Annotated in this window: 21 protein-coding genes; 9 read left to right on the top strand and 12 right to left on the bottom strand. The window is 63.8% G+C overall.

Features of this window, described 5'->3' with window-relative positions; genetic code table 11:
• Positions 1-80 precede the first annotated feature (80 nt).
• A complete protein-coding gene (locus tag C4J85_RS11430; protein ID WP_124409622.1) occupies positions 81-1,310 on the top strand; it encodes a YbfB/YjiJ family MFS transporter in 1,230 nt (409 codons plus the stop codon).
• Complete coding sequence (locus C4J85_RS11425) at positions 1,307-2,305, top strand: NAD(P)H-quinone oxidoreductase (RefSeq protein WP_124403926.1); 999 nt, start codon at positions 1,307-1,309, stop codon at positions 2,303-2,305. Before C4J85_RS11430 ends, C4J85_RS11425 begins: the two co-directional genes overlap by 4 nt.
• A gap of 77 nt (positions 2,306-2,382) precedes the next feature.
• Here the strand turns inward: C4J85_RS11425 and C4J85_RS11420 are convergent, their stop codons facing one another.
• From C4J85_RS11420 to C4J85_RS11410, 3 genes are all read right to left on the bottom strand, one after another.
• Positions 2,383-3,510 carry an alkene reductase gene (locus C4J85_RS11420; RefSeq protein WP_124409621.1) on the bottom strand — a complete coding sequence of 376 codons (1,128 nt, stop codon included), beginning with the start codon at positions 3,508-3,510 and terminating at the stop codon, positions 2,383-2,385.
• A gap of 77 nt (positions 3,511-3,587) precedes the next feature.
• Positions 3,588-4,265 (bottom strand): type 1 glutamine amidotransferase domain-containing protein, encoded by a 678-nt coding sequence (locus C4J85_RS11415; RefSeq protein WP_124409620.1) that lies wholly within the window; start codon positions 4,263-4,265, stop codon positions 3,588-3,590.
• Positions 4,262-4,891, bottom strand: coding sequence for a TetR/AcrR family transcriptional regulator (locus C4J85_RS11410; protein WP_124409619.1), 630 nt, complete (start codon positions 4,889-4,891; stop codon positions 4,262-4,264). Before C4J85_RS11410 ends, C4J85_RS11415 begins: the two co-directional genes overlap by 4 nt.
• 173 nt (positions 4,892-5,064) lie before the next feature.
• Here C4J85_RS11410 and C4J85_RS11405 point away from each other — a divergent pair, with 173 nt between their 5' ends.
• The gene (locus C4J85_RS11405; RefSeq protein ID WP_124409618.1) at positions 5,065-6,027 is read left to right on the top strand and encodes a GlxA family transcriptional regulator; all 963 of its coding nucleotides are present in this window, start codon (positions 5,065-5,067) and stop codon (positions 6,025-6,027) included.
• Here C4J85_RS11405 and C4J85_RS11400 read toward each other — a convergent pair.
• Positions 6,016-6,522: a GNAT family N-acetyltransferase gene (locus C4J85_RS11400; protein WP_124366732.1), complete on the bottom strand. Its 507-nt coding sequence runs from the start codon at positions 6,520-6,522 to the stop codon at positions 6,016-6,018. The two genes, C4J85_RS11405 and C4J85_RS11400, sit on opposite strands and share 12 nt — an antisense overlap.
• A 178-nt stretch (positions 6,523-6,700) precedes the next feature.
• On the opposite strand from C4J85_RS11400, the gene C4J85_RS11395 reads away from it, so the two are divergent.
• Positions 6,701-7,573 (top strand): undecaprenyl-diphosphate phosphatase, encoded by an 873-nt coding sequence (locus tag C4J85_RS11395; protein WP_124366731.1) that lies wholly within the window; start codon positions 6,701-6,703, stop codon positions 7,571-7,573.
• On the opposite strand, the gene C4J85_RS11390 is transcribed toward C4J85_RS11395, so the two are convergent.
• The 4 genes from C4J85_RS11390 to C4J85_RS11375 all read right to left on the bottom strand — a co-directional run bounded on the left by C4J85_RS11390 (position 7,513) and on the right by C4J85_RS11375 (position 11,114).
• Entirely contained in the window at positions 7,513-8,391 is an 879-nt protein-coding gene (locus tag C4J85_RS11390; protein ID WP_256657902.1) for a sugar phosphate isomerase/epimerase, read from the bottom strand. The genes C4J85_RS11395 and C4J85_RS11390 overlap by 61 nt on opposite strands.
• Before the next feature lies 1 nt (position 8,392).
• A complete protein-coding gene (locus C4J85_RS11385; protein ID WP_124409617.1) occupies positions 8,393-9,592 on the bottom strand; it encodes an NAD(P)/FAD-dependent oxidoreductase in 1,200 nt (399 codons plus the stop codon).
• 2 nt (positions 9,593-9,594) lie between these two features.
• A complete protein-coding gene (locus tag C4J85_RS11380; protein WP_053128781.1) occupies positions 9,595-9,915 on the bottom strand; it encodes a MocE family 2Fe-2S type ferredoxin in 321 nt (106 codons plus the stop codon).
• Positions 9,916-10,028: 113 nt separating this feature from the next.
• Positions 10,029-11,114: a fatty acid desaturase family protein gene (locus C4J85_RS11375; RefSeq protein WP_124409616.1), complete on the bottom strand. Its 1,086-nt coding sequence runs from the start codon at positions 11,112-11,114 to the stop codon at positions 10,029-10,031.
• Between the two features lie 162 nt (positions 11,115-11,276).
• On the opposite strand from C4J85_RS11375, the gene C4J85_RS11370 reads away from it, so the two are divergent.
• The gene (locus tag C4J85_RS11370; protein WP_124409615.1) at positions 11,277-12,326 is read left to right on the top strand and encodes a LacI family DNA-binding transcriptional regulator; all 1,050 of its coding nucleotides are present in this window, start codon (positions 11,277-11,279) and stop codon (positions 12,324-12,326) included.
• A 181-nt stretch (positions 12,327-12,507) separates the two neighbouring features.
• Here the strand turns inward: C4J85_RS11370 and C4J85_RS11365 are convergent, their stop codons facing one another.
• The gene (locus C4J85_RS11365) at positions 12,508-14,481 is read right to left on the bottom strand and encodes a sigma-54-dependent Fis family transcriptional regulator (protein WP_124409614.1); all 1,974 of its coding nucleotides are present in this window, start codon (positions 14,479-14,481) and stop codon (positions 12,508-12,510) included.
• 173 nt (positions 14,482-14,654) lie between these two features.
• Between C4J85_RS11365 and C4J85_RS11360 the strand changes: the two genes are divergently transcribed.
• From C4J85_RS11360 to C4J85_RS11350, 3 genes are read left to right on the top strand one after another with little or no spacing between them, the layout of a single operon-like run.
• Positions 14,655-15,659 (top strand): Gfo/Idh/MocA family oxidoreductase, encoded by a 1,005-nt coding sequence (locus C4J85_RS11360; protein WP_124370426.1) that lies wholly within the window; start codon positions 14,655-14,657, stop codon positions 15,657-15,659.
• Positions 15,656-16,435 carry a TIM barrel protein gene (locus tag C4J85_RS11355; RefSeq protein WP_124366725.1) on the top strand — a complete coding sequence of 260 codons (780 nt, stop codon included), beginning with the start codon at positions 15,656-15,658 and terminating at the stop codon, positions 16,433-16,435. Before C4J85_RS11360 ends, C4J85_RS11355 begins: the two co-directional genes overlap by 4 nt.
• An 18-nt stretch (positions 16,436-16,453) precedes the next feature.
• Positions 16,454-17,380 (top strand): sugar ABC transporter substrate-binding protein, encoded by a 927-nt coding sequence (locus C4J85_RS11350; RefSeq protein ID WP_124409613.1) that lies wholly within the window; start codon positions 16,454-16,456, stop codon positions 17,378-17,380.
• A gap of 228 nt (positions 17,381-17,608) precedes the next feature.
• Here the strand turns inward: C4J85_RS11350 and yghU are convergent, their stop codons facing one another.
• A complete protein-coding gene (gene yghU, locus C4J85_RS11345; RefSeq protein WP_124406963.1) occupies positions 17,609-18,436 on the bottom strand; it encodes a glutathione-dependent disulfide-bond oxidoreductase in 828 nt (275 codons plus the stop codon).
• Positions 18,437-18,481: 45 nt separating this feature from the next.
• Positions 18,482-19,708 carry an MFS transporter gene (locus C4J85_RS11340; protein ID WP_124409612.1) on the bottom strand — a complete coding sequence of 409 codons (1,227 nt, stop codon included), beginning with the start codon at positions 19,706-19,708 and terminating at the stop codon, positions 18,482-18,484.
• A 101-nt stretch (positions 19,709-19,809) separates the two neighbouring features.
• On the opposite strand from C4J85_RS11340, the gene C4J85_RS11335 reads away from it, so the two are divergent.
• Entirely contained in the window at positions 19,810-20,760 is a 951-nt protein-coding gene (locus C4J85_RS11335; protein ID WP_124409611.1) for an AraC family transcriptional regulator, read from the top strand.
• Between the two features lie 153 nt (positions 20,761-20,913).
• On the opposite strand, the gene C4J85_RS11330 is transcribed toward C4J85_RS11335, so the two are convergent.
• Entirely contained in the window at positions 20,914-21,681 is a 768-nt protein-coding gene (locus C4J85_RS11330) for an SDR family NAD(P)-dependent oxidoreductase (RefSeq protein WP_124409610.1), read from the bottom strand.
• Between the last annotated feature and the right edge of the window lie 39 nt (positions 21,682-21,720).

Raw genomic sequence — 21,720 nt, 5'->3', positions numbered from 1 at the left:
GCGCCGCAAATTCGCTGCATTATTGCATCAGCAATCCTGGCTATGCTGGGCGCCACAGAAAAATATCCAGGACCGCCATCATGCTGCACACACAGGCTTCATCCCGAAACGCCGTCTGGTTACCGATCTTCGCCGGGCTCTGCGCCAGCCTGGTCAGCATCGGCCTGGCGCGCTTTGCCTATACGCCGTTGATCCCCGCGCTGATCCAGGCCCAGTGGTTTTCCGCCAGCGACGTGGTCTACCTCGGCGCCGCGAACCTGGTGGGTTACCTGGTGGGCGCGCTGATCGGACGGCCCATCGCCCGAGCGACGTCCAACAAAACGGCGCTGCGCCTGATGATGGTGGCAGTGACCCTGGCGTTTTTCGCCTGTGGCTATCCGTTGTCGGTGCTGTGGTTCTTCGCCTGGCGCTTGCTGTCGGGCATCGCCGGCGGCGCGATCATGGTGTTGGTAGCGGCGACCGTGCTGCCGCATGTTCCGGCCCCGCGCCGTGGCGTGGCCAGTGGTGCGATCTTCCTCGGCATCGGCCTGGGTATCGCCGGCTCCGGCACAATCGTGCCGCCGTTGTTGAGTCTGGGCCTGCAGCAGACCTGGTTCGGCCTGGGCCTGCTGGCCCTGGTGCTGACCGCCGCCAGTTGGTTCGCCTGGCCCAACGGCACGCTGCAGGAGGCAACGCCGCCAACGGCTAAAGCGCCGACACCGGCAGCGGTGTACCTGCTGTTCGCGCAATACGCCTTCATGGCGGCGGGCCTGGTGCCGGCCATGGTGTTCCTGGTGGATTACGTGGCACGCGGCCTGGGTGCCGGGGCGCATGTCGGGGCGATGATCTGGGTGATGTATGGCCTGGGCGCCATCGTCGGGCCGGTGACCTACGGATTTCTTGCCGACACCCTCGGTGCCCGCTTGAGTATTCGCGTCGTGCTGGTGATACAGGCGATTGCATTGGGCTCGCTGGCGGTCTCCAGCTCGTTCGTGGCCCTTGCCGTGTTGGCGCTGATCCTCGGCTCGTTCCCGCCGGGCATTGTGCCGCTGGCGCTGGCGCGAATCCACGAACTGATTCCCGAGCATCACTCGCAGCAAATCGCCTGGAGCCGGGCGACGGTGTCTTTTGCCACCTTCCAGGCGCTCGCCGGCTTTGCCTACTCGGCGCTGTTCAATGGCAGTGGCGGCCAGCATGGGCTGTTGTTCCTGATCGCGGCGGGCGCCATTGTGGTTGCACTGTTGCTGGAAGCGGGCATGATCTGGCTGAACCGTCGACCGCTCGCCACGGTCCCAACCCATACGCTCATCGTCACAGGAACCCCTTCATGACCCTGCCTCAAGAAATGACCCTGATCGAAATCACCGCCCCCGGCGGCCCCGAAGTGCTGCAACCGCGACGTGCAGACGTACCGGTGGCCGGCCCGGGCGAGATCCTGATTCGCGTGCATGCGGCCGGGGTCAACCGCCCCGACGCCTTGCAGCGGGCCGGCAAGTACCCGATGAAACCCGGCATGAGCCCGATCCCCGGCCTGGAAGTGGCCGGTGAAGTGGTGGCGCTGGGCGAAGGCGTGGATCAATACGCGCTCGGCGATAAGGTCTGCGCCCTGACCAATGGCGGCGGCTATGCGCAGTTCTGCGCGGTGCCGGCCAGCCAGGCGTTGCCGATTCCCGAAGGCATGGACTGGATTCAAGCCGCTGCCGTGCCGGAAACCTTCTTCACCGTCTGGGCCAACCTGTTTGGCCTGGGCGGCGCCTGCAGCGGCGAACGCGCCTTGATCCACGGCGGCACCAGCGGCATCGGCACCACCGCCTTGATGCTCTGCCAGGAATTCGGTATCCAGGCCTTCGCCACCGCCGGCAGCGCCGATAAATGCGCGGCAATTGCCAAGCTCGGCGCGCAGCCGATCAATTATCGCGAGGAAGATTTTGCCCAGGTCATCGCCGAGAAGACCGCCGGCCAGGGCGTCGATGTGATCCTCGACATCATGGGAGCCTCCTACCTCAACAACAACCTCAAGGCTTTGGGCATGGACGGCCACCTGGTGATGCTGGGCTTTCTCGGTGGCGGCAAGGCCAATGATGTGGACCTGTTGACCATTCTCGGCAAACGCGCGGTGATCACCGGTTCGCTATTGCGCGCACGCACCCGCGAAGAAAAGGCCGCGATTGCCGAGCAGTTGCGTGAACATATCTGGCCAGTGTTGAGCGAGGGGCGCTGCCTGCCGATCATCGACAAGGTGTACGAATACACCGACGCCGCCCAGGCCCACGCCCGCATGGAAGGCGGGGACCATATCGGCAAGATTGTGTTGCGCGTCGAATAAACCCTTCACGCCCCTGTGGCGAGGGAGCTTGCTCCCGCTGGAGGGCGAAGCCCTCCCCTACAGGGGTAACGCTCAGCTCAGTCCGGTTTGGCATATTCCGGATAATCGACATACCCCGCCTCAGTCCCGCCATACAGCCCTTCAGCCTTCAACGCATTCAACGGCCAGCCATTGAAAATCCGCTGCGGCAAGTCCGGGTTGGCAATGAACGGCCGCCCGAATGCAATCAGGTCCGCTAGCCCCGCTTGCACCAGTTGCGCGCCGCGCTCAGCGGTGTAGCGGCCGGCGTAGATGATGCGCCCGCTGAAGGTGCTGCGCACGGCCTGGCGGAAGCTGTGCGGCAGGACGGGGGCGTTATCCCAGTCGGCTTCGGCGATGGAGACATAGGCGATACCCGACTGCTCCAGCACTTTGATCGCTTCGATGTAGGTGTGGTGCGGGTCTTCTTCCACCAGGCCGATGTACACGCGATCTTGGTCGGTGCCGCTGAACAAAGGCGAAAAGCGCACGCCCACACGCTCCGGGCCCACTACGCGGCAGACGGCTTCGACGATCTCGCGCAGAAAGCGCAGACGGTTGTCCAGTGAGCCGCCGTATTCATCCTCACGCTGGTTCGAATGGGCCGAGATGAACTGGTTGACCAGGTAGCCGTTGGCCGCATGAATCTCCACCCCGTCAAAGCCTGAGTCCAGTGCATTGCGCGCCGCCTGTGCGTAGTGACCGACCAGTTCCTCGATCTCCAGCACCGTCAGGGCACGGGGTACCGGGGGCTGTTTCAGCTCGCCGACACCCGGCGCGGTTTCGATAAATGCCTTCGCTTGCACGGCCTGGATCGCCGACGGTGCGACCGGCGCGGCGCCCTCGGGTTGCAAGGCGTTATGGGACACGCGGCCCACATGCCACAACTGGGCGAAGATCACCCCGCCCTCGGCATGCACCGCCTCGGTGACCTTGCGCCAGCCGTCGATTTGCGCCGGCGTGTAGATCCCCGGCGTCCACGCGTAACCCTGACCACGCGGCTCGATCTGGGTGCCCTCGCTGACCATGAAACCGGCGCTGGCGCGTTGACGGTAGTAGCGGGCCATCAAGTCGGTGGCGATATCGCCGGGCTGGGCACTGCGCTGGCGCGTCAGGGGCGGCAACACGATGCGGTTGTTCAAGGTGTGATGTCCCAGTTTTACTGGGGTGTTCAATGGATGAGCCATGGGATATTCCAAATTCAGGACGAACGAAAACACTGGCGACTCTCGCGAGCCGCCAACGCATCAATCGGTTATTTAAATTAAGCGGTGAGTTTGAGCAGCGCCTTGGCCACTTCGCTGGAGCTGCCGGGGTTCTGCCCCGTCACCAGCAAGCCATCGACGATCACGAAAGACTGCCAGTCAGCGCCCTTCTCATAGTTGCCACCCAGCTTCTTGAATTCATCTTCAATCAGGAAGGGCACCACCTCGGTCAATTCCACTGCCGCCTCTTCGGAGTTGGAGAACCCGGTGACGCGACGGCCTTTGATCAAGGGTTCGCCGTTGACCGCCTTGACGTGACGCAAGGCACCCGGTGCATGGCAGACCAACCCGACAGGCTTGCCGGCACGCTCGAACGATTCGATCAGCGCGATGGACACCGGCGACTCGGCCAGGTCCCACAGCGGGCCGTGGCCACCTGGGTAGAACACGGTGTCGAAGTCATCGGCGTTGACCGAGTCCAGTTTCACCGTGGTGGCCAAGGCCTGTTGCGCGGCCGGGTCGGCGGCGAAGCGTCGGGTTTGGTCGGTCTGGAAGTCCGGCTGATCGCTGACCGGGTCCAGCGGCGGCTGGCCACCGGCGGGCGATGCCAGCACTACATCGGCACCGGCGTCCTTGAACGCGTAATAGGGAGCGGCAAACTCTTCGAGCCAGAAGCCGGTCTTGCGGCCGGTATCGCCAAGCTGGTCGTGAGAGGTCAGTACCATTAATACTTTCATTTTCCAGTGCCTCGATCGTTGTGATTAACAGGGTTTTCGGGGTGGCCCAACAACTGTCGGGTCAGCCCCAGCGCCTCATCGAACGGCGCGGTGGTACGGGTAATCTTGCCCATGACGCTGGTCCCCAGCCACAACGCATACAGGCGTCGCGCCAGGCTTTCGGGGGGTTGCCCGATCATCAGCGAGCCGTCTTGCACACCGTGCTGCAGCGCCAGGGCGAGCAACTCGATGGTGCGTGAAGTGCCGCGTTGCAACGCCAGGCGCATCGGCTCTGACAGGTCAGACACTTCGGCGCCGAGTTTGACGGCCAGGCATTTTCCGGCGTCGGTGCAGCCGGTGTGGTTGTCGATCCAGGCCTGCCAGTAGCGCATCAGCTTGGCGTATGCAGACAGGTCCGCCTGGCTGAACAACTGCTGCATGCCGAGCACGTAGTTGTCGAAATACGTATCGAGCAACACCACACCGAAGGCGTCCTTGGAGCTGAAGTAGTGATAGAACGAACCCTTGGGCACGTCGGCGGCTTGAAGTATTTCGTTCAATCCCACCGCGGAAAATCCCTTGCTGCCCACAATCGCTTGCGCACTTTCAAGAATGGTCTGCCGTGCACTTTTGGTTTCGCTGTTCATGCTTCGCCCCTGCCGATTAGACCAGTCGTCTAGTTCGTTGGAGGAATGTTAGGGCCGCAAGCGCGGGCTCACAATGTCATATGCGCAAGGATTCCGGCCATCGGCCAAAGGCAGTTGCCGTTTACCTGGCACGCGCCGACAATCGCCTCTCCCGCGCCCCTTGGAGAATGCCGATGCACAGCGTTGCGTTGATGGTTTACCCGAATTTCCAGTCCTTGAGCCTCAGCCTGGGCTCGGTGTTCGAGTGCGCCAACCTGCTGCGGGGCGAGCCGGCCTATGAGTTTCACCTGGTGTCGGAAAGCGGCGGCGCGGTCATGACTTCCCAGGGTTTTTCGGTGAACACCGCGCCGATTCGACCGCAGGGTTACGACACGCTGATCGTCAGCGGCTACCTGGAGTTTCGCCTGCCGGAAGCCAATCTGCTGGAGATGGTCAAGGCCGCCTCCGCGCAATCGCGCCGCGTGGCCTCGCTGTGCATGGGTATTTTCGTGCTGGCCGAAGCCGGGCTGCTGGAAGGTAAGCGCACCACCACCCACTGGATCCACGCACCGGCGTTTCGCAAGCGCTACCCGGATATCCGCCTGGAAGAAGACAAGTTATTCGTGGTGGATGGCCAGGTGTGGACCGGCGCCGGCATGAGCGCCGGGGTCGACCTGGCGCTGGCCATGGTCGAGAACGACCTGGGCAGCGACCTGGCCCGGCGCATTGCGCGCAAGCTGGTGATCGCACAACGGCGCGGCAGTGAACAGTCGCAACTGTCGGCCTTGCTGGAACTGGACCCCAGGTCCGACCGCGTCCAACTGGCCCTGGCCTACGCCCGCGAAAACCTCACCCACGACCTGTCGGTGGAAGCCCTGGCCGATGTCGCCCGCCTCAGCCCACGCCAGTTCAGCCGGGTGTTTCGCGAAGAAACCGGGCAGACGCCGGCCAAGGCCATCGAAGCCCTGCGCGTGGAGGCGGCGCGAGCGATGATGGAAACCAGTCGCCACCCGGTCGAAGTGGTAGCCCGCGAAACCGGCTTTGGTGATCGCGAGCGCATGCGCCAGGCGTTCCTGCGAGCCTTCGGGCAACCGCCACAGGCGATGCAGCAGGTGTTGTTCAGCCCCGCCCAGGCCCATGGCCGCTCAATGCAGTGAAGCGTGGGTCACCAGGTAGCTGATCAAGTGCGGTTCATCCTCGAGTTCGAGGGTTTGCACCGGGCGCGGCAGGTTATCCAGCACCGTGCGCCAGAACGCCTGGGACACTTCGTCCTGGTCATAAAACCGCACCAGCCAATTGGCCTCGCCGCTGCACAGCACCTGGGTGGCGATGGCGCGGCCGATGCCTTTGCGGCGGTAGCGCTTGAGGATGAACAGGTCGGCCAGCTCCAGGGCATCGATGCCTGGCAGTTCGCTGCCTTCGATCAACAGGAAGCCGGCCACATAGCCGTCGACCAATAACAGGTTGGCGCTCCACTGCGGGTCTTGCCAATAGCGGGCCAGGTGCTCGTCGTGGATGTAAAAACGGCCATCGGCCTCGACATCTTCCTGCTCCCAATCCGAAGACTCATAGGCGTAGTACTGGTAGAGATTGCGGATCAGCTCGGCATGTTCAGGGCCGGTCTGGATCAATTCGACGGTGGTTTCAGGCATGGGGCTCTCGGTGGAAAAAAGCAGGGCGCCATTGTTCACAAATCGGCTGGCAAGGCCAATACATTGCCCAACCTTTCTATTGGCTGAACCGATTGCAAATAGCCCTGGCCCCTGGCCGAAATCCAGAAACATTTAGAATAAACTTCGCCGGCTCTCCCTTTTTTCAAGGACACGTATTTTGACTAACGTCTGCTCCGCCGGCCTGGATGTGGGGTTTGCCTCCCTGGATTATCTGCAGATTTTTATCCTGGGGGTGATCCAGGGCATTACCGAATTGCTGCCGGTGTCGTCCACCGCGCACATGCGCGTGGTGCCGGCCCTGCTTGGCTGGCAAGACCCTGGCTCGGCGTTTTCCGCAGCGATGCAGTTGGCGGCGCTGGCGGCGGTGGTGAGCTACTTCTGGCGCGATGTGCAGCAAGTGACCACGGGCAGCATCAGTGCCGTGCGCCGGGGCGACTACAACGACCGCTGGTTCAAGCTGGCGGTGGCGATTGTGCTGGCGACCATCCCGATCTGCATCGCCGGCCTGGCGCTGTCGTCAATCTTGAATACCTGCAACTCGCCGCTGCGTGGGCTGATGGTGATCGGTATTGCCTGTGTGGTGATGGCGGTGTTACTGGCTGCTGCCGAACTACGCGCTCGTCACACCCGCGAGGTGAGCGAAATGCGTTTGCGTGATGCGTTGATCGTGGGCATCGCGCAGATCGGCGCGTTGATTCCCGGGGTCTCGCGCTCGGGCTCGACCTTGACCGCCGCGCTGTTCCTGAATTTCAAACGCGAAGAAGCAGCACGCTTTTCGTTCCTGCTGGGCCTGCCCGCCATCGCCCTCGCCGGCCTGAAAGAACTGTGGGTGCTGCTGCATGCCGACCTGCCCGCCCATGCCTGGCCGCACTTGCTCTTCGGCCTGGTGGTGGCAAGCATTTCGGCGTTTTTCGCGATCTGGGGCCTGATGAAGTTTCTGGAACGCTTCTCCACCTGGCCGTTCGTGATCTACCGCGCGCTGCTCGGGGTGTTTTTGATTGGGGCGGTCAGCACCGGGCTGCTGAGTTGATCGTCCAGGCACTGCTTCCATAGGTTGCGAACCAGGGTTTTCAGGGTGAGCGCCTCAGCCCAGCGATCACTGAGTTCCCGGCCGTCCGCGCCGGTGATCGCATAGGGCGGCGGGCCGAGTTCGCAGGTGAAGGACAGGCTTTGGGGGGTGCTCGGGCGGGCCAACCAGTCCTCGATTCCGTAGCGCCACCAGCCGAGAAAGCGTTCCACCCAGGGTTGATGCTGCGCAAAATCCAGCGCGACCTGCACCTGTTCACTGCTGGCTACGCGCCCATGAAAGCCCCAGCTATGGCGCAGGATGGTGCGTATCTGTTCATCGTCGTCGGCGGCGCCGGGATCGGGCAATTCGCGACCGACCACGTAGTGGGACAGGTCCGCCAGCAGTTTCAGGTCAGGCATGTGCGCCAGCAGGTCGAGGGTGAACAGCAGGTCACTGGTCAGGCGATAACGGTGGGTTTCCAGCAGGATCGGGAAATCCAGCTGCTCGGCCAGGCGTTGCCAGCCTTCAATCAACCGGCCCGCCTCGGCCTGGGTACGCGGGCGCACGTCAGCTTGCAGGGTGAGGTGATGACAGCCGTAGCGGCTGATCACCTCCAGTGCCCGCGCCAGGTCATCCACCGATTGCGGAAACAGCTGGCCTTCGATCTGCAAACCCCGTGCGGCGGTGGCCGCGTGCAAGCGTGCGACCTCGGCCGCCTTCCAGTAGTGATCGGTGACGCCATCGAAACCGGCGGCGGCGATTCGATCCAACTGCGCCTCGAGCGGGCCGGGTTCGGTGTGCATCGCCCACAGCGATTGGAATACCAGAAATTCGCGCATGTCAGCCCCGCAGCCAGTGTTTGAGAGAGACCGCCGGATCAGCCAGGCCCACCGGCGGCAACGGCACATGGGCGATGATCAGGCGTTCGCACAGCTTGATGTCCTTGGCGACGCTGTTGCCCGACGCCCAACCGCAGGCGCCTTGCAAATACCCATCGGCATCGAGGTAGAACAGCAGCAAACCGCCGTGGGGCAAGGCGCGGCTGACCACCTTCGGCGTCATCACGCCGACTGTCTGCAAGCCCCAGTCATAGTGGTCGGACCAGAAACCCGGCACGGCGTCGAAGGGCAATGCCCGGCCCAGCAGGTTCAACGCGGCATGCCGCCCCTGGGCCTCGGCATTGCGCCAGGTTTCCTGACGCTGATAGAGGCCGTCAAGCCGGAACTCGCAGACGTCTCCTGCTGCGTAGATATTCGCCGCGCTGGTGCGCAAGTGCACGTCAACGCGAATGCCCTGCCCGACGTCCAGCCCGGCCGCTACGGCCAGTTCGATATTGGGTTGCATGCCGATACCGACCACCACCAAATCACACGGCAGCGTCTGCCCATCCACCAGGTGTACGGCGTCGGCCTGGATGGATTCCACAGTGACGTTCAAGCGCACGTCCACACCCTGCTCGCGGTGCAGATCCAGCAATGCTTCACTGATGATCGCTGGCAATACCCTGCCCGCCAGGCGCGGCCCGGCTTCGAGCACCGTCACCGCGCAGCCCAGGCCTCGCGCGGTCGCCGCCACTTCCAGGCCGATAAACCCACCGCCGACGATCACCAGCCGTGTGCCGGGGCGCAACTGGGCGCGCAGGGCCAGCGCTTCATCGTGGGTGCGCAGGTAAAGCACATTGGCCTGGGCTTGAGGCAGACGCCGCGCACGGCCGCCAGTGGCGAGTAGCACGCCGGCATAGTCCAGCCAGCGGCCATCGGCCAGTTGCAGCCGATGCTGCTGCGGCGCCAGCTGGCTGACCGCATTGCCGGCAATATGCTCGATATCCAGCTCGGCCAGCCGCGCGCTGTCGCACAGGCTGCACCCGGCCAGGTCCTGGCTGCCTTGCAACAGGCCTTTGGACAGCGGCGGTCGTTCGTAGGGTACGTGCGGTTCGTCGCCGATCAGGATCAGCCGACCGTCGTAACCCTCCTCGCGCAGGGTCAACGCCGCACGGCCACCTGCATGGCCGGCGCCGACGATAATCAGGGGCGCGCTCATCATCACGCCGTGACAGCGAGCAACACTCGCCCCGCTTCGACCCGTACCGGATAGGTTTTCAGGTTGACGCAAACCGGCGCGCCCAGGGCCTTGCCGGAGCGGTAATCGAAACGTCCGTTGTGCTTGGGGCATTCGATCACATGGTCCATGACCAGGCCGTCGGCCAGGTGGATTTTTTCGTGGGTGCACAGGCCGGCGGTGGCGAAAAACTCATTGTCGGCGGAGCGGAACACCGCATAGGTATGTGCCCCGTGGTCGAAGCGCAACACGTCTTCTTCGTCTATTTCGCCCACGGCGCAGACGTCGATCCATTGATCGTTCATGACTTTTTTCTCCAGGTGGATAACGTTCCTGGTGGCGAGCGAGCTTGCTCGCGCTGGGCTGCGAAGCGGCCCCAGGATCGCGATTGAGGGTTATCTGAAAGACCGCTTCAGGTTTATTGGGGCTGCTGCGCAGCCCAGCGCGAGCAAGCTCGCTCGCCACTATGGGTGGGGCGCTGGACGAAATAGGTCGGGTCGCTGCGCTGTTTCCACAGGGTTGGCAGGATTTCCTGGTAGGCCTCGAACAGATTGGCGTACGGCGGCGGGCAGTCGCTGCGGATTTCTTCGTGCAGTTGTTCGAGCGCGTGGTACGGCACCATCGGGTACATGTGGTGCTCGAGGTGGTAGTTCATGTCCATGTAGATAAAGCGCAGCACGCGGTTCATGTAAATGGTGCGGCAGTTGCTGCGATGGTCGAGCACATCTTCGGCCAGGCCCACGTGCTGGGTAAGGCCGAACAGGTAACCGAGCCAGGCGCCATAGAGACTCGGCAGGCCCACCAGCATCAGCGGTAGCCAGCTGTGCAGGTACAAGGCGGTGCCGATGATCAACGCGTAAATGCCCACCCAGATGCGCGCGGCGCGAAACACCTTGGGCCATTCGGATTCGGGGATGAAGTCCCGTTCCTGGGCGCTCATGCGGCCGATGGCATGGCGGGCCACACCACTGAAGGTCTTCCAGGCCAGGGGCAGATTGAACAGGCTCAGAAACATCATCCAAAAGCTCGGCGGGCGCGGCTCGACGATCTCCGGGTCGCGGCCGACGACGATGGTGTCGGTGTGATGCCGGGCATGGCTCCAACGCCACACATGGGGTTCGAACAGGCACATGAAGCACGCCAGCGGGTACAGCGCGTCATTCATCCAGCGGGTCTTGAACGCCGTGCCATGCCCGGTTTCGTGCCAGCGCGGGTTGGAGGCGGTGCCGTAGAGCACGCCATAGGCGAGGAAGAACGGCACACAGGCCCAGGAGCCCCAGAACCAGTAGCCGCCAAAGCCTGTGACGAACAACGCGGTGAACCAGATGGCCGTGTCGACCAGGGCCGGGCCGTCACGGCGCTGCATCAGTTCCTTCATGCGTTTGCGCGGGATCGGCGATTGGTACCAACGGGCCGAGACCAGGCCTTTTTCGGCGGCGCGGGCGGCTTCGGGGCCGGTCAGGCTGTAATCGCGCCGGGCGCGGTGAGCGGTGTGTTCAGGCATTGTTATTGTTCTCCGCAAGCGTGGGGTTTCAGGGGCTTTGCGAAACCAACCATAGAGCGCGGCCAAATCAGCCTCAAGGGCTTGAATCCATTCCCTATCAAGCTATCATCCAGGCCCAGCGGGGCTTGATAGTTTTCTATCAAGACGCTCAAGGGGCTCGCCATGAATACCCATAAACGCCCGACCATCGCCACGGTTGCCGCCCATGCGGGCCTCAGCGTGGCCACCGTCGACCGCGTATTGAACGCTCGCGCACCGGTCAATCCGGACACCGCCGAACAGGTGTTCCAGGCCGCCGAAGCGGTCGGTTATTTCGCCGCGCGACTGATCGGCCAGCGTATTCGCGAACGGCGTCCGACCTACCGTTTCGGCATTCTCCTGCTGGGTACCGCCCAGGCGTTCTATGCCAACCTGGCCCAGTCGATCAGCGCGGCGGCGCAGCAGCACGCCAGCGCCAACCTGAGCTGCCAGTTCGAGTACATCGTCGACCGCACACCCAGCGCCATCGTCGCGCAGATCGAGCAACTGGCCGTGCAGTGCGACGCGCTGGCGGTGGTCAGCTTCGCCCACCCGTTGATCAATGCGTGCCTGGCGCAGATCCGCGCAGCCGGGGTGCCGGTGGTGGCGCTGCTCTCGGATATCCACGAACGCGCGGCCGAACCTTATGTGGGCCAGGATAATCACGTCGTCGGCCGCACCATGGGCTGGCTGTTGGCGCGCACCTGCGGTGGGCGCAAAGGCAGCGTGGGCATTCTGCTGGGGGGCCACCGTTTTCTCGGCCACCAGGCGCGGGTCGAAGGCTTGCACAACTACCTGGCCGAACACGCACCGGGGCTCAAGCCCTTGGAACCCCTGATCAATCTGGACAACTGCGACATCACCGAGGAAGCCACCCTCGACCTGCTCAGCCGCCACACCGACCTGCGCGGCTTGTGCGTGGTGGGCGGTGGCGGTGACGGCGTGATCAACGCCCTGGCGCAACTGCCCAAGCGCCCGATGTTGTGCTGCATTTTGCAGGAGTCCACCGAACTGTCGCGCCAGGCCCTGGGCCGAGGGTTGATCGATGTGGTGATGGATTCGCAGCCGCGCCAGACCGCGGTGGCACTGGTGGACTTGCTGGTGGCGCTGCAGAGCGACGAGGCGTTCGATCCGGCGCGGCATCGGGTGCACATCCCGCCGCACATCGTCACCTCGGAAAACATGGGCACCTGAAGAGGGGGCTTGCCCTGATGCCAGTCAGTCAGAGCTTTTTGTAGGAGCGAGCTTGCTCGCGAAAAACGCCCAGGCAACGCGTTTATTCTGGATAAACGCGGGGGGCCTGAATTTTTCGCGAGCAAGCTCGCTCCTACAGAGGGCGGCGTGCGCTTCATCGCCCTCCCGCATCGGTAACCGTTCACCGGCCGCGAAAATCCCCGGCATTCAGCCCGAACCGATTCATCTTGTTGTACAGCCCGCCCCGCGACACGTTCAGCTGCTGGGCGGCCAAGCGGATATTGCCAGCGGTGTTTTTCAGCGCCGTGACGATGGCGTGCATCTCGTGGCTGCTCAGGTCTTGGGTGGGTGGCGCGGCATATGGGCTGGCCGGGGCGCGCGGCCTGGCCTCCAAGGGTAAATCGCCAGGCTCGATCAACGCGCCTATCGCTAGGTTGGTCGCCCGCTCAATCGCGTTTTCCAGCTCGCGCACGTTGCCCGGCCAGCCATGGGCCGACAGCAACGCCAACGCATCCGGCGAGAATCCTTGCAGCGATTTGCGCAATGAGTGCGCGCAACGCTGCAGGAAATGCCGCGCCAGCAAGGGAATATCGTCACGGCGCATCCGCAGGGGCGGCACGGTGATATTCAGCACGTTGAGGCGGTAGTAAAGGTCTTCGCGGAACGCTCCCTCGGCCACCGCCTGGCTGAGATTGCGGTGGGTCGCCGCAATGATGCGCACATCCACCTGCCGTGAGGTCTTCGCGCCCACGCGGGTCACCTCGCCTTCCTGCAATACGCGCAACAGGCTGACTTGCGCGTCGAAGGCCATGTCGCCGATTTCATCGAGGAAAATCGTCCCGCCATCGGCCAGTTCGAACTTGCCCGCCGAACCGCCGCGCGCCGAGCCGGTGAATGCGCCTTCGGTATGGCCGAACAATTCGCTTTGCACCAGGTCCCGTGGGATCGCGCCGCAATTGACCGCGACGAAGGGGCCAGTGCAACGCTCGCTGGCGTTATGAATGGCCTGGGCAAATAACTCTTTGCCGGTGCCGCTTTCGCCGAGGATCAAGGTGGTGGAATCACTGCGACTGGCGATGCGTCCCAGGTGCAGCGCGTCCTGGATCGCGCGCGAGGTGCCCTGGATGGTTTCAAAGGTGTAGCGGGCCTGGGTGCCGACAATGCGCCGGGTGATTTCGCGGATGCGGCGGTTTTCACGCACCGACACGATCACCCCGCCCTGCTCCAGCGGGCACACCGAGACCAGGCAGGCGAGTTGGCTGCGGTCGTGCAAGTGAAAGGTGCAGTCCAGATCGCGCACGTTTTCGCCGCCGCGCAGGAGCATGGCGTCGCTCAGCTCGCTGCGAGCGAGGCGATTGAAGGGGCTGCCGAGCAGCTCCAGGCCCACGTTGAACAGTTGCCGCGCGTAGCGATTGATCGCCTTGATGCACCCGCGTTCATCCAGCACCACCAAGCCTTCGTTAAGCACTTCAAGCACGGTTTGTTGCTCTTGCAGCAACGCCTGCAGCGCCATCTGCCGCGACACGGCCTCGGCGGCCGCCTGGACGGTGCCCAGGGTATGGAAGTGAAACCAGCCGGGCTCGGCCGTCAGCGTCAGCATGGCCAGGGTCTGGCCCTGGGCATTCTTGATCGGCGCGGCGGCGCAGTGCATGCGGCGTTGACGCAGGCCGACGGCGAAGTTTTCTTCGGCCAGCACATACACCAGATGATCTTCGGCCAGCGCCAGGCCGGTGCAGTTGGTGCCCTGCACCGATTCGAGCAGGCGACTGCCCACGGGAGTGATGTCCAGCCCGCAGAAATACAAAGTGGTGCCGTCAGCGTCGGTAAGGTTGATATGACCGCGCGGGTTGTACGCCAGCAATCCATGCATGACTTGCGCGGCGGCGGCGATCAGCACGCGGTGGCTGGCCAGGGTGGCCGCCAGTGTGTCGGCAGCGACGAAACGGTAGGCGTTGTCTGCCGGATCGATGCCGGCCTCGATGCTGCGCCGCCAGGAATCCCAGATCGTCTGACGCACCTCGGGCGGGCGCTGCAGCTGGCCGCTCAGGCAGGCCTGCCACGCCTGCTCCAAGGCTGCAACCGGGCCGTCATTCAGCGCCGCGGGGCCCAGCGCCGTCAGGTAATCGAGGTCTTGCGCACTGATCGCCATGCTCATAAGCGGTGTCCATGTTCATGTTTTCGACATATCAGCATAGACATGTCATTTAAATGAACACTATTTTATTTATACCCGTTAAATATCAGTCACTTATATTCTGGCACAGCCTTTGCTCTTGCCCCTCTACCCGCCAGGACCGTCCTGAGGCCAACAATAAGAAGGGGTCATACATGAATACAAAAAACATCCGCCTGGGCTTGATCGGCGCCGGTCGCATGGGCAGCTTCCACGGCCTGACCGCCGCCCGGCACATTCCCGGCGCTTGCCTCGCCGCCATCGCCGACCCTACGCCAGGGCAAGCCGCACGTCTGGCGGCAGAGCTGGGTGTAGCCAAGGTTTACACCGACCCGCAGCAACTGCTCGACGACCCGGATATCGACGGCGTACTCATCGCCGCCCCCGCCCGCAGCCATGCCGAACTGGTGATCAGCGCCGCCCGTGCCGGCAAGGGCATCTTCTGCGAGAAGCCCATGGCGATCACCCTCGATGAAGCCGACCGCGCCATCGCCGCTGCGGCCGATGCCCGAGTGCCACTGCAAGTCGGCTTCAACCGGCGTTTCGCCAAGAGCTTTCGCGCCGCCCACCTCGACGTCGCCGCAGGCCGAATCGGCACCCCGCAGTTGCTGCGCTCCCTGACCCGCGACCCGGCGCTGAACAACCCTGGCGCCTCACCGCAATGGGTGATTTTCCTGGAAACCCTGATCCACGACTTCGACACCCTGCGCTACCTCAACCCCGGCGCCGAAGCGGTGCAAGTGCAGGTGATGGCCGACGCCCTGATCGCCCCGGACTACAAAAGCCAGGGTTTGCTCGACACCGCCGTAGTCACGATCCGCTTCGATAACGGCGCGATTGCCACCGCCGAGGCCAGCTTCCAGGCGGTGTATGGCTATGACGTGCGCGGTGAAGTGTTCGGCAGCGCCGGCATGCTGACCATGGGCGGCGTGCAGGCCTGCGACCTGGTGCGCTACCAGGCCCAGGGCATCCAGGCCGACACCCAACGCCTGGACACCGACCTGTTGCGCGATGCCTACATTGCCGAGCTCAACCACTTCGTCGACTGCCTGCAAAGCGGCGCCAAGCCCCTGGCCAGCGGGGAAGATGCCCGCGCCGCCCTGGCGATTGCCCGCGCCTGTATCCAATCCTACGAGCAAGGCACGGCGGTGAGCCTATGAGCCCGTTCAAGCTGGCGGTGAGTGCCGAGATGGTGTTCCTCGACCTGCCCTTCGTCGAGCGGGTCAAGCGGATTCATGCCCTGGGTTTCAGCGCCGAAATCTGGAACTGGACCGACAAGGACATCAACGCCCTGGCCGCGACGGGCGCGGACTTCACCTCCATGACCGGCTACATCAGCGGCACGCTCACTGACCCCGACGGTATCCGCCACTTGCTCGACAGCGCCCGCGAATCCTTAAGCGTTGCCGAGCGCCTCAAGTGCCCCAGCCTCAACCTGCACGGCACCGGCCTGGGTGACGGCGGCCTGCCGGTGCAACCCGTCAGCCGGACCACCGGGCGCATGTGGCTGAGCGCCTGCAAGACGCTGGAGAAAATCGCTCGCCTGGGGCAAGACGCCGGCCGCGTGTTCCTGCTGGAAAACCTCAACACCGAGGTCGACCACCCCGGCACGCCATTCGCCCGCGCCGACGACACCCTGGCGCTGATCGAGGCGGTGGGCAGCCCGCATTTGAAAATGAACCTGGACCTTTACCACGCGCAGATCGGCGAAGGAAACCTGATCGAATTGATCCAGCGCGCGGGCAGCGCCATCGGCGAAATCCAGGTGGCGGACGTGCCCGGGCGCCAGGAGCCCGGCACCGGCGAAATCCACTACCCGGCGATTGCCAGGGCGCTGCATGCCATCGGCTACAGCGGCGTGGTCGGCCTGGAAGCCTGGGCCAGCGGCGACAGCGAAGCCGCCCTGGAGCGTTTTCGCCAAGCCTTCACCCTATAACAACAAGAGGAACACCTCATGCATCGCTATTCATTGATCGTTGCCACCCTGTTGCTGCTGTTCAGCCAATGGACCTTCGCCGCGTACCGCATTGGCGTGAGCATCGCGCGGGTTGACGATAACTTCATGACCTACGTACGCACCGGCCTTGAAACGGCCGCCAAACAACAAGACGTGCAGATCCAGTTCGAGGACGCCCAGGGCGACGTGGTGCGTCAGCTCAACCAGGTCGAAGGGTTCCTCAACCAGAACGTCGACGCGGTCATCGTGCTGCCGGTGGACACCGCCGCCACCGCCAACATGACCCGCGCCGCCGTGGCCGCCAACAAGCCATTGGTGTACGTCAACCGCCATCCGGACCAACGCACGCTGCCCAAGGGGGTCGTGACCGTGGCGTCCAACGACATCGAAGCCGGGCAACTGCAAATGCGCTACCTCGCGGAAAAACTCGGCGGCAAGGGCAACGTGGCGATCATCATGGGCGACCTGGCGCAAAACGCCACCCATGACCGCACTGAAGGCGCCAAGCAGGTGCTCAAGGACTTTCCCGGGATCAAGATCGTCGAGCAGCAAAGTGCCGAATGGCAACGCAGCAAGGCCATGGACCTGACCAGCAACTGGCTGCTGGCGGGCACGCAGTTCGATGCGATTGTGGCCAACAACGATGAAATGGCGATTGGCGCGGCCATGGCTCTGCAGCAGGCCGGCAAAGCCAAGGGCGAAGTGGCGATTGTCGGCATCGATGGACTGCCCGATGGCTTGGCGGCGATCAGGCGCGGCGTGCTCACCGCCTCAGTGTTCCAGGACCCCAAAGCCCAGGCGACGCAAGCGGTACAAGCGGCGGTGCGGATGATCAAGGGCGAGTCAATCGAATCGGAGGTGTGGGTACCGTTCGAACTCATAAAACCCGAACAGGTCGCGGTGTTCGAACAGCGCTACAAATAATTGAAGCCAAGAAGATCCAAATGTGGGAGGGGGCTTGCCCTAATGCCAGTCAGTTAAGGCGACACCGAACCTGTGGCGAGGGAGCTTGCTCCCGCTGGACTGCGCAGCAGTCCCATTGTTTGGGGCCGCTTCGCGCCCCAGCGGGAGCAAGCTCCCTCGCCACAAGTTAGTTCTCGCTCCTGCTACTTCTTAACTGACTGGCATTAGGGCTTGCCCCCTCCCACACTTTCAGTCCAAGTCGCTCGCACTATGGCGCTCGGCCAACTGATCATCGCCGGACACCCGATTCACCCGCCGCCCGCGCTGCACCGCCGGTCGCGCATCAATCGCATCCGCCCAACGCATGACGTGCTCGTATTCATGCACCGAGAGAAACTCCGCCGCCCCATACAACCGCCCTTTGACCAACCCGCCGTACCAGGGCCAGATGGCGATGTCGGCGATGGTGTAGGCGTCCCCGGCAATGTATTCGCTCACCGCCAGGCGCTTGTCCAGCACATCCAGCTGGCGCTTGGCCTCCATGGCGAAGCGATTGATCGGGTATTCCATCTTGCTTGGCGCATACGCGTAGAAATGCCCGAAGCCGCCGCCCAGGTACGGTGCGCTGCCCATCTGCCAGAACAGCCACGACAGGCATTCGGCACGGGCGGCAGGTTCGGTGGGCAAAAACGCGCCGAATTTCTCGGCCAGGTACTGCAGGATCGCGCCCGACTCGAACACGCGAATCGGCGCAGCGCTGCTGTGATCCATCAACGCCGGAATCTTCGAGTTCGGGTTCACCGCCACGAAACCGCTGCCAAACTGGTCGCCGTCACCGATCTTGATCAGCCAGGCGTCGTATTCGGCACCGGTGTGCCCGAGCGCCAGCAGCTCTTCGAGCAGGATCGTGACTTTCTGCCCATTGGGCGTGGCCAGGGAATACAGCTGTAACGGGTGCTTGCCGACCGGCAGTGCTTTTTCATGGGTAGCGCCGGCGATAGGCCGGTTGATGCTGGCGAAGGTGCCGCCGCTTTCGGTGTCCCAGGTCCAGACCTTGGGGGGTACATAGTCAGACATGCTCGGTGCTCCTCGGGGCGCTTGCGATCAACAAAGGGTTTTAGACTAAACCAAAGACGCGTGGCGCGTCACACTGGTGTCCCCGTCTTGCCCTGGCACCTGCACACGCAGGGCGATGAGCAAGGCTGCGAGCAACATCAACACACCCGCACCGACAAACACCCCGCCAATGCCACTGAAGCTGAACATCAGCCCGCCGCCGGCAGCGCCCGCCGCGATGGCCGATTGCACCGACGCGACCACCATGCCTCCGGCACTTTCCGCCTGGTCCGGCACCGCACGCGCGACCCAGTTCGACCACGCCACGGGTACGCCGCCAAATGCCATGCCCCATAGCGCCAGGAGCATCGCCTGGCCCGGCAGTGACGCCGGCAACCAGACCAAGGCCAGTGCCGCGATTGCCACCAACACCGGCATTAACACCAGTGTTGTGCGTGGGCGGCGCACCAGCAGCCACCCGGCGAACAGCGTGCCGGCGAAGTTCGCCACGCCGAAACCCAGCAGCATCAGCGCCAGCCCCTCGGTGTCGACCCCGGTGGTGCTTTCCAGGAACGGCCGGATGTAGGTGAACAGTGCGAAATGCGCGGTGTGCACCAGTACGCAGCCGAACATGCCGATGGCGATGCCGGGGCGCTGCAGTACGTCCAGCACGGTGCGCAGGCGCGCGGTGCCATGGGGTGCCATGCGCGGCAGGGTGAATGCCTGGAACGCCAGGGTCAGCAGGCCGACGGCGGCCGCCGCAATAAACGCACTGCGCCAGCCGTACAGGCCACCCAAATAGCTGCCCAGCGGCACGGCGACCACGGTGCCCAGCGCGATCCCGCTGAAAATGATCGACAGCGCACGGGGCAAGGACGCCGCCGGCACCAGGCGCATCGCCACTGCAGCCGCCATGCTCCAGAAACCGCCGAGGGCGATGCCCAGCAGGATGCGCATCAACAACAGCACCGTCAGGCTGGAGGACAATGCCACCAGCAGGTTGGAGGCGATCATCAGCGTGGAGAACCCCAGCAGCACGACGCGCCGGTCGATACCACGGGTCAGCCCCGGCACCAGCAGACCGGCGAACAGCGCCACCACCGCCGTCACCGTGACGGCTTGCCCGGCCAGCGCCTCGGTAACGCCCAGGTCCAGGGCCATCGGTGTCAACAAGCTGGCCGGCAAGTACTCCGCCGTGAGCAGGCCGAATACCCCCATTGCCAGGGAAAATACCGCCAGCCAGGCCGGCTCTGTCACAACGCCCGCAGGCGTATGGGCTGCACAATCAGTCATTGCAGGTCTTCCTCAAGTCATTGGCGAGGCGCTCAGTCTAGGTAGGCCGGCCAGGATGATCTATGATACAAAGCCTTGAGTTTTTAACCGAAACCCCGAGTATGACTTCAGTGGACGCATTCACCGCTTCTTCCGAGCTGATCAACGAATTGCTGCGCGGCATGCGCCTGCGGGGTGTGCAGTACCGGCGCATCCAGGCCGGGCCCACCTTCGGCATGGGCTTTGGCGCCCGGCCGGGCCACGCCTATTTCCACTTCATCGCGGCCGGCCGCGCCACGCTGCGCACCGAGGACGGCAGCCTTTTCGCGCTGTCGGCCGGCAATGCAGTGTTCATCTCCCACGGCGGCGCGCACGCGCTGTTATCCGCAGCGGATGCCGTCGTGCAGGACATCGACCATTTCGACAGCGCACCGTTGGGGGATACCGTGTGCGCCGTGAATGCATCACCCGATACCGTCCCCAGCCTGGTGTTGTTCAGTGCGTGCATGGAATTTGAGCTCGGCAGCCTCCAAGGGCTCGGCAACCTGATGCCGGCCCTGATGCTGATCGACGCCGGCGGCCAGCGTTACCCGGGGCTGATGCCGATCCTGGCGGTAATGGAACGCGAAATGTCCACGGCGCGCGTAGGCTTTGCCGGCATTCTTGCGCGCCTCGCCGATGTCGTGGCGGCGATGATCGTACGCGGCTGGGTCGAGTGCGCCTGTGGCAACGCCTCGGGGCTGGTAGCCGCGTTGCGCGACCCGCGCCTGGCCAGCGCCCTGCTCGCCTTGCACCAGCAGCCGGGCCACGACTGGAGCGTGGCGGAACTGGCCGCCCAGTGTCATACCTCGCGCTCGGTGTTCGCTGACCGCTTCCAGGCCGTCCTCGGCATACCGCCGCTGCGCTACGCCACGGAACTGCGCATGCGCCTGGCCAGCCAATGGCTGACCCTGGAACGCATGCCCATCGAAACCGTGGCACAACGCCTGGGTTATACCTCCCAGGCGGCGTTCAGCCGTGCCTTCAAGCGCATCACCGGGCAGCCGCCGGGGGCGGCCAGGCGTTCGGCATGAAGGCCTGGAACAGCACGCGGTCTCCATAAACACCACTGTTCAACTGTGGGAGGGGGCTTGCTCCCGATGAGGGCATGTCAGTCAATGCATCTTTGACTGACCCACCGCTATCGGGAGCAAGCCCCCTCCCACAGTTGAACAGTGGCGCCTGGCCTAGACCCAACCGCCATCCACGATAAAGTTCTGCGCCGAACACATCGCCGACGCCTCCGAGGCCAAAAACAGCGCCATATTGGCGATATGCTCGGGCATCACGCTGCCCGGCAGGCACTGGCTGCGGGCGATCAGCTCGCGGGCCGCGTCGTCCACCCACATGGCCAGTTGTTTTTCCGTCATCACCCAGCCCGGCACCAGGGTATTGACGCGGATGTGATGGGGGCCTAACTCCCGCGCCAGGCCACGGGTCATGCCGTGGGCGGCGGCCTTGCTGGCGGCGTACACCGGGTAGCCGGCGGAGGCCATCATCCAGCCGACCGAGCCCAGGTTGATGATCGAGCCGCCACCGGCCTGTTTCATCATCGGTACCACCGCCTTGGCGGCAAAGAAGGCGTGCTTGAGGTTGACCGCAATCAGCCGGTCGAACATTTCCGAGTCGATTTCTTCCAGGGTATGGCGTACGTCGTTCGCCGCGTTGTTGACCAGCACCGTGATCGGGCCGAGGGAATGTTCGAAACGCCCGATCGCCGCGCGATAGCCGATCTCGTCGGTGATATCGCAGCATTCGAACTCAACGCTATGCCCGTTGGAGTTCAACAGCGCGGCCAGGCGTTCGCCCTGGCTTTGGGCGCGGTCCACGAACGCCACCTTGGCGCCCTGGGCGGCGAACGCCCGCACCATGAACTCGCCAATCCCGGAAGCCCCGCCGGAGATCAATATGGTCTTGCCCTTGAGGTCGGGATACAGGGCCTGCTGAGTACTCATAACGTGATGCCTCGATCAATTAGTCTTATTTTATTTTAC

The organism is Pseudomonas sp. R4-34-07 (assembly GCF_003852375.1).
GTDB lineage: Bacteria > Pseudomonadota > Gammaproteobacteria > Pseudomonadales > Pseudomonadaceae > Aquipseudomonas.
This window is presented reverse-complemented; position numbering and strand designations above follow the sequence as displayed.

Bases quoted from the DNA above. Each gene is read 5' to 3' on its own strand.
- C4J85_RS11430 (WP_124409622.1), top strand. From the start codon at position 81: ATGCTGCACACACAGGCTTCATCCCGAAACGCCGTCTGGTTACCGATC.
- C4J85_RS11425 (WP_124403926.1), top strand. From the start codon at position 1,307: ATGACCCTGCCTCAAGAAATGACCCTGATCGAAATCACCGCCCCCGGC.
- C4J85_RS11420 (WP_124409621.1), bottom strand. From the start codon at position 3,510: ATGGCTCATCCATTGAACACCCCAGTAAAACTGGGACATCACACCTTG.
- C4J85_RS11415 (WP_124409620.1), bottom strand. From the start codon at position 4,265: ATGAAAGTATTAATGGTACTGACCTCTCACGACCAGCTTGGCGATACC.
- C4J85_RS11410 (WP_124409619.1), bottom strand. From the start codon at position 4,891: ATGAACAGCGAAACCAAAAGTGCACGGCAGACCATTCTTGAAAGTGCG.
- C4J85_RS11405 (WP_124409618.1), top strand. From the start codon at position 5,065: ATGCACAGCGTTGCGTTGATGGTTTACCCGAATTTCCAGTCCTTGAGC.
- C4J85_RS11400 (WP_124366732.1), bottom strand. From the start codon at position 6,522: ATGCCTGAAACCACCGTCGAATTGATCCAGACCGGCCCTGAACATGCC.
- C4J85_RS11390 (WP_256657902.1), bottom strand. From the start codon at position 8,391: ATGCGCGAATTTCTGGTATTCCAATCGCTGTGGGCGATGCACACCGAA.
- C4J85_RS11385 (WP_124409617.1), bottom strand. From the start codon at position 9,592: ATGAGCGCGCCCCTGATTATCGTCGGCGCCGGCCATGCAGGTGGCCGT.
- C4J85_RS11380 (WP_053128781.1), bottom strand. From the start codon at position 9,915: ATGAACGATCAATGGATCGACGTCTGCGCCGTGGGCGAAATAGACGAA.
- C4J85_RS11375 (WP_124409616.1), bottom strand. From the start codon at position 11,114: ATGCCTGAACACACCGCTCACCGCGCCCGGCGCGATTACAGCCTGACC.
- C4J85_RS11370 (WP_124409615.1), top strand. From the start codon at position 11,277: ATGAATACCCATAAACGCCCGACCATCGCCACGGTTGCCGCCCATGCG.
- C4J85_RS11365 (WP_124409614.1), bottom strand. From the start codon at position 14,481: ATGAGCATGGCGATCAGTGCGCAAGACCTCGATTACCTGACGGCGCTG.
- C4J85_RS11360 (WP_124370426.1), top strand. From the start codon at position 14,655: ATGAATACAAAAAACATCCGCCTGGGCTTGATCGGCGCCGGTCGCATG.
- C4J85_RS11355 (WP_124366725.1), top strand. From the start codon at position 15,656: ATGAGCCCGTTCAAGCTGGCGGTGAGTGCCGAGATGGTGTTCCTCGAC.
- C4J85_RS11350 (WP_124409613.1), top strand. From the start codon at position 16,454: ATGCATCGCTATTCATTGATCGTTGCCACCCTGTTGCTGCTGTTCAGC.
- yghU (WP_124406963.1), bottom strand. From the start codon at position 18,436: ATGTCTGACTATGTACCCCCCAAGGTCTGGACCTGGGACACCGAAAGC.
- C4J85_RS11340 (WP_124409612.1), bottom strand. From the start codon at position 19,708: ATGACTGATTGTGCAGCCCATACGCCTGCGGGCGTTGTGACAGAGCCG.
- C4J85_RS11335 (WP_124409611.1), top strand. From the start codon at position 19,810: ATGACTTCAGTGGACGCATTCACCGCTTCTTCCGAGCTGATCAACGAA.
- C4J85_RS11330 (WP_124409610.1), bottom strand. From the start codon at position 21,681: ATGAGTACTCAGCAGGCCCTGTATCCCGACCTCAAGGGCAAGACCATA.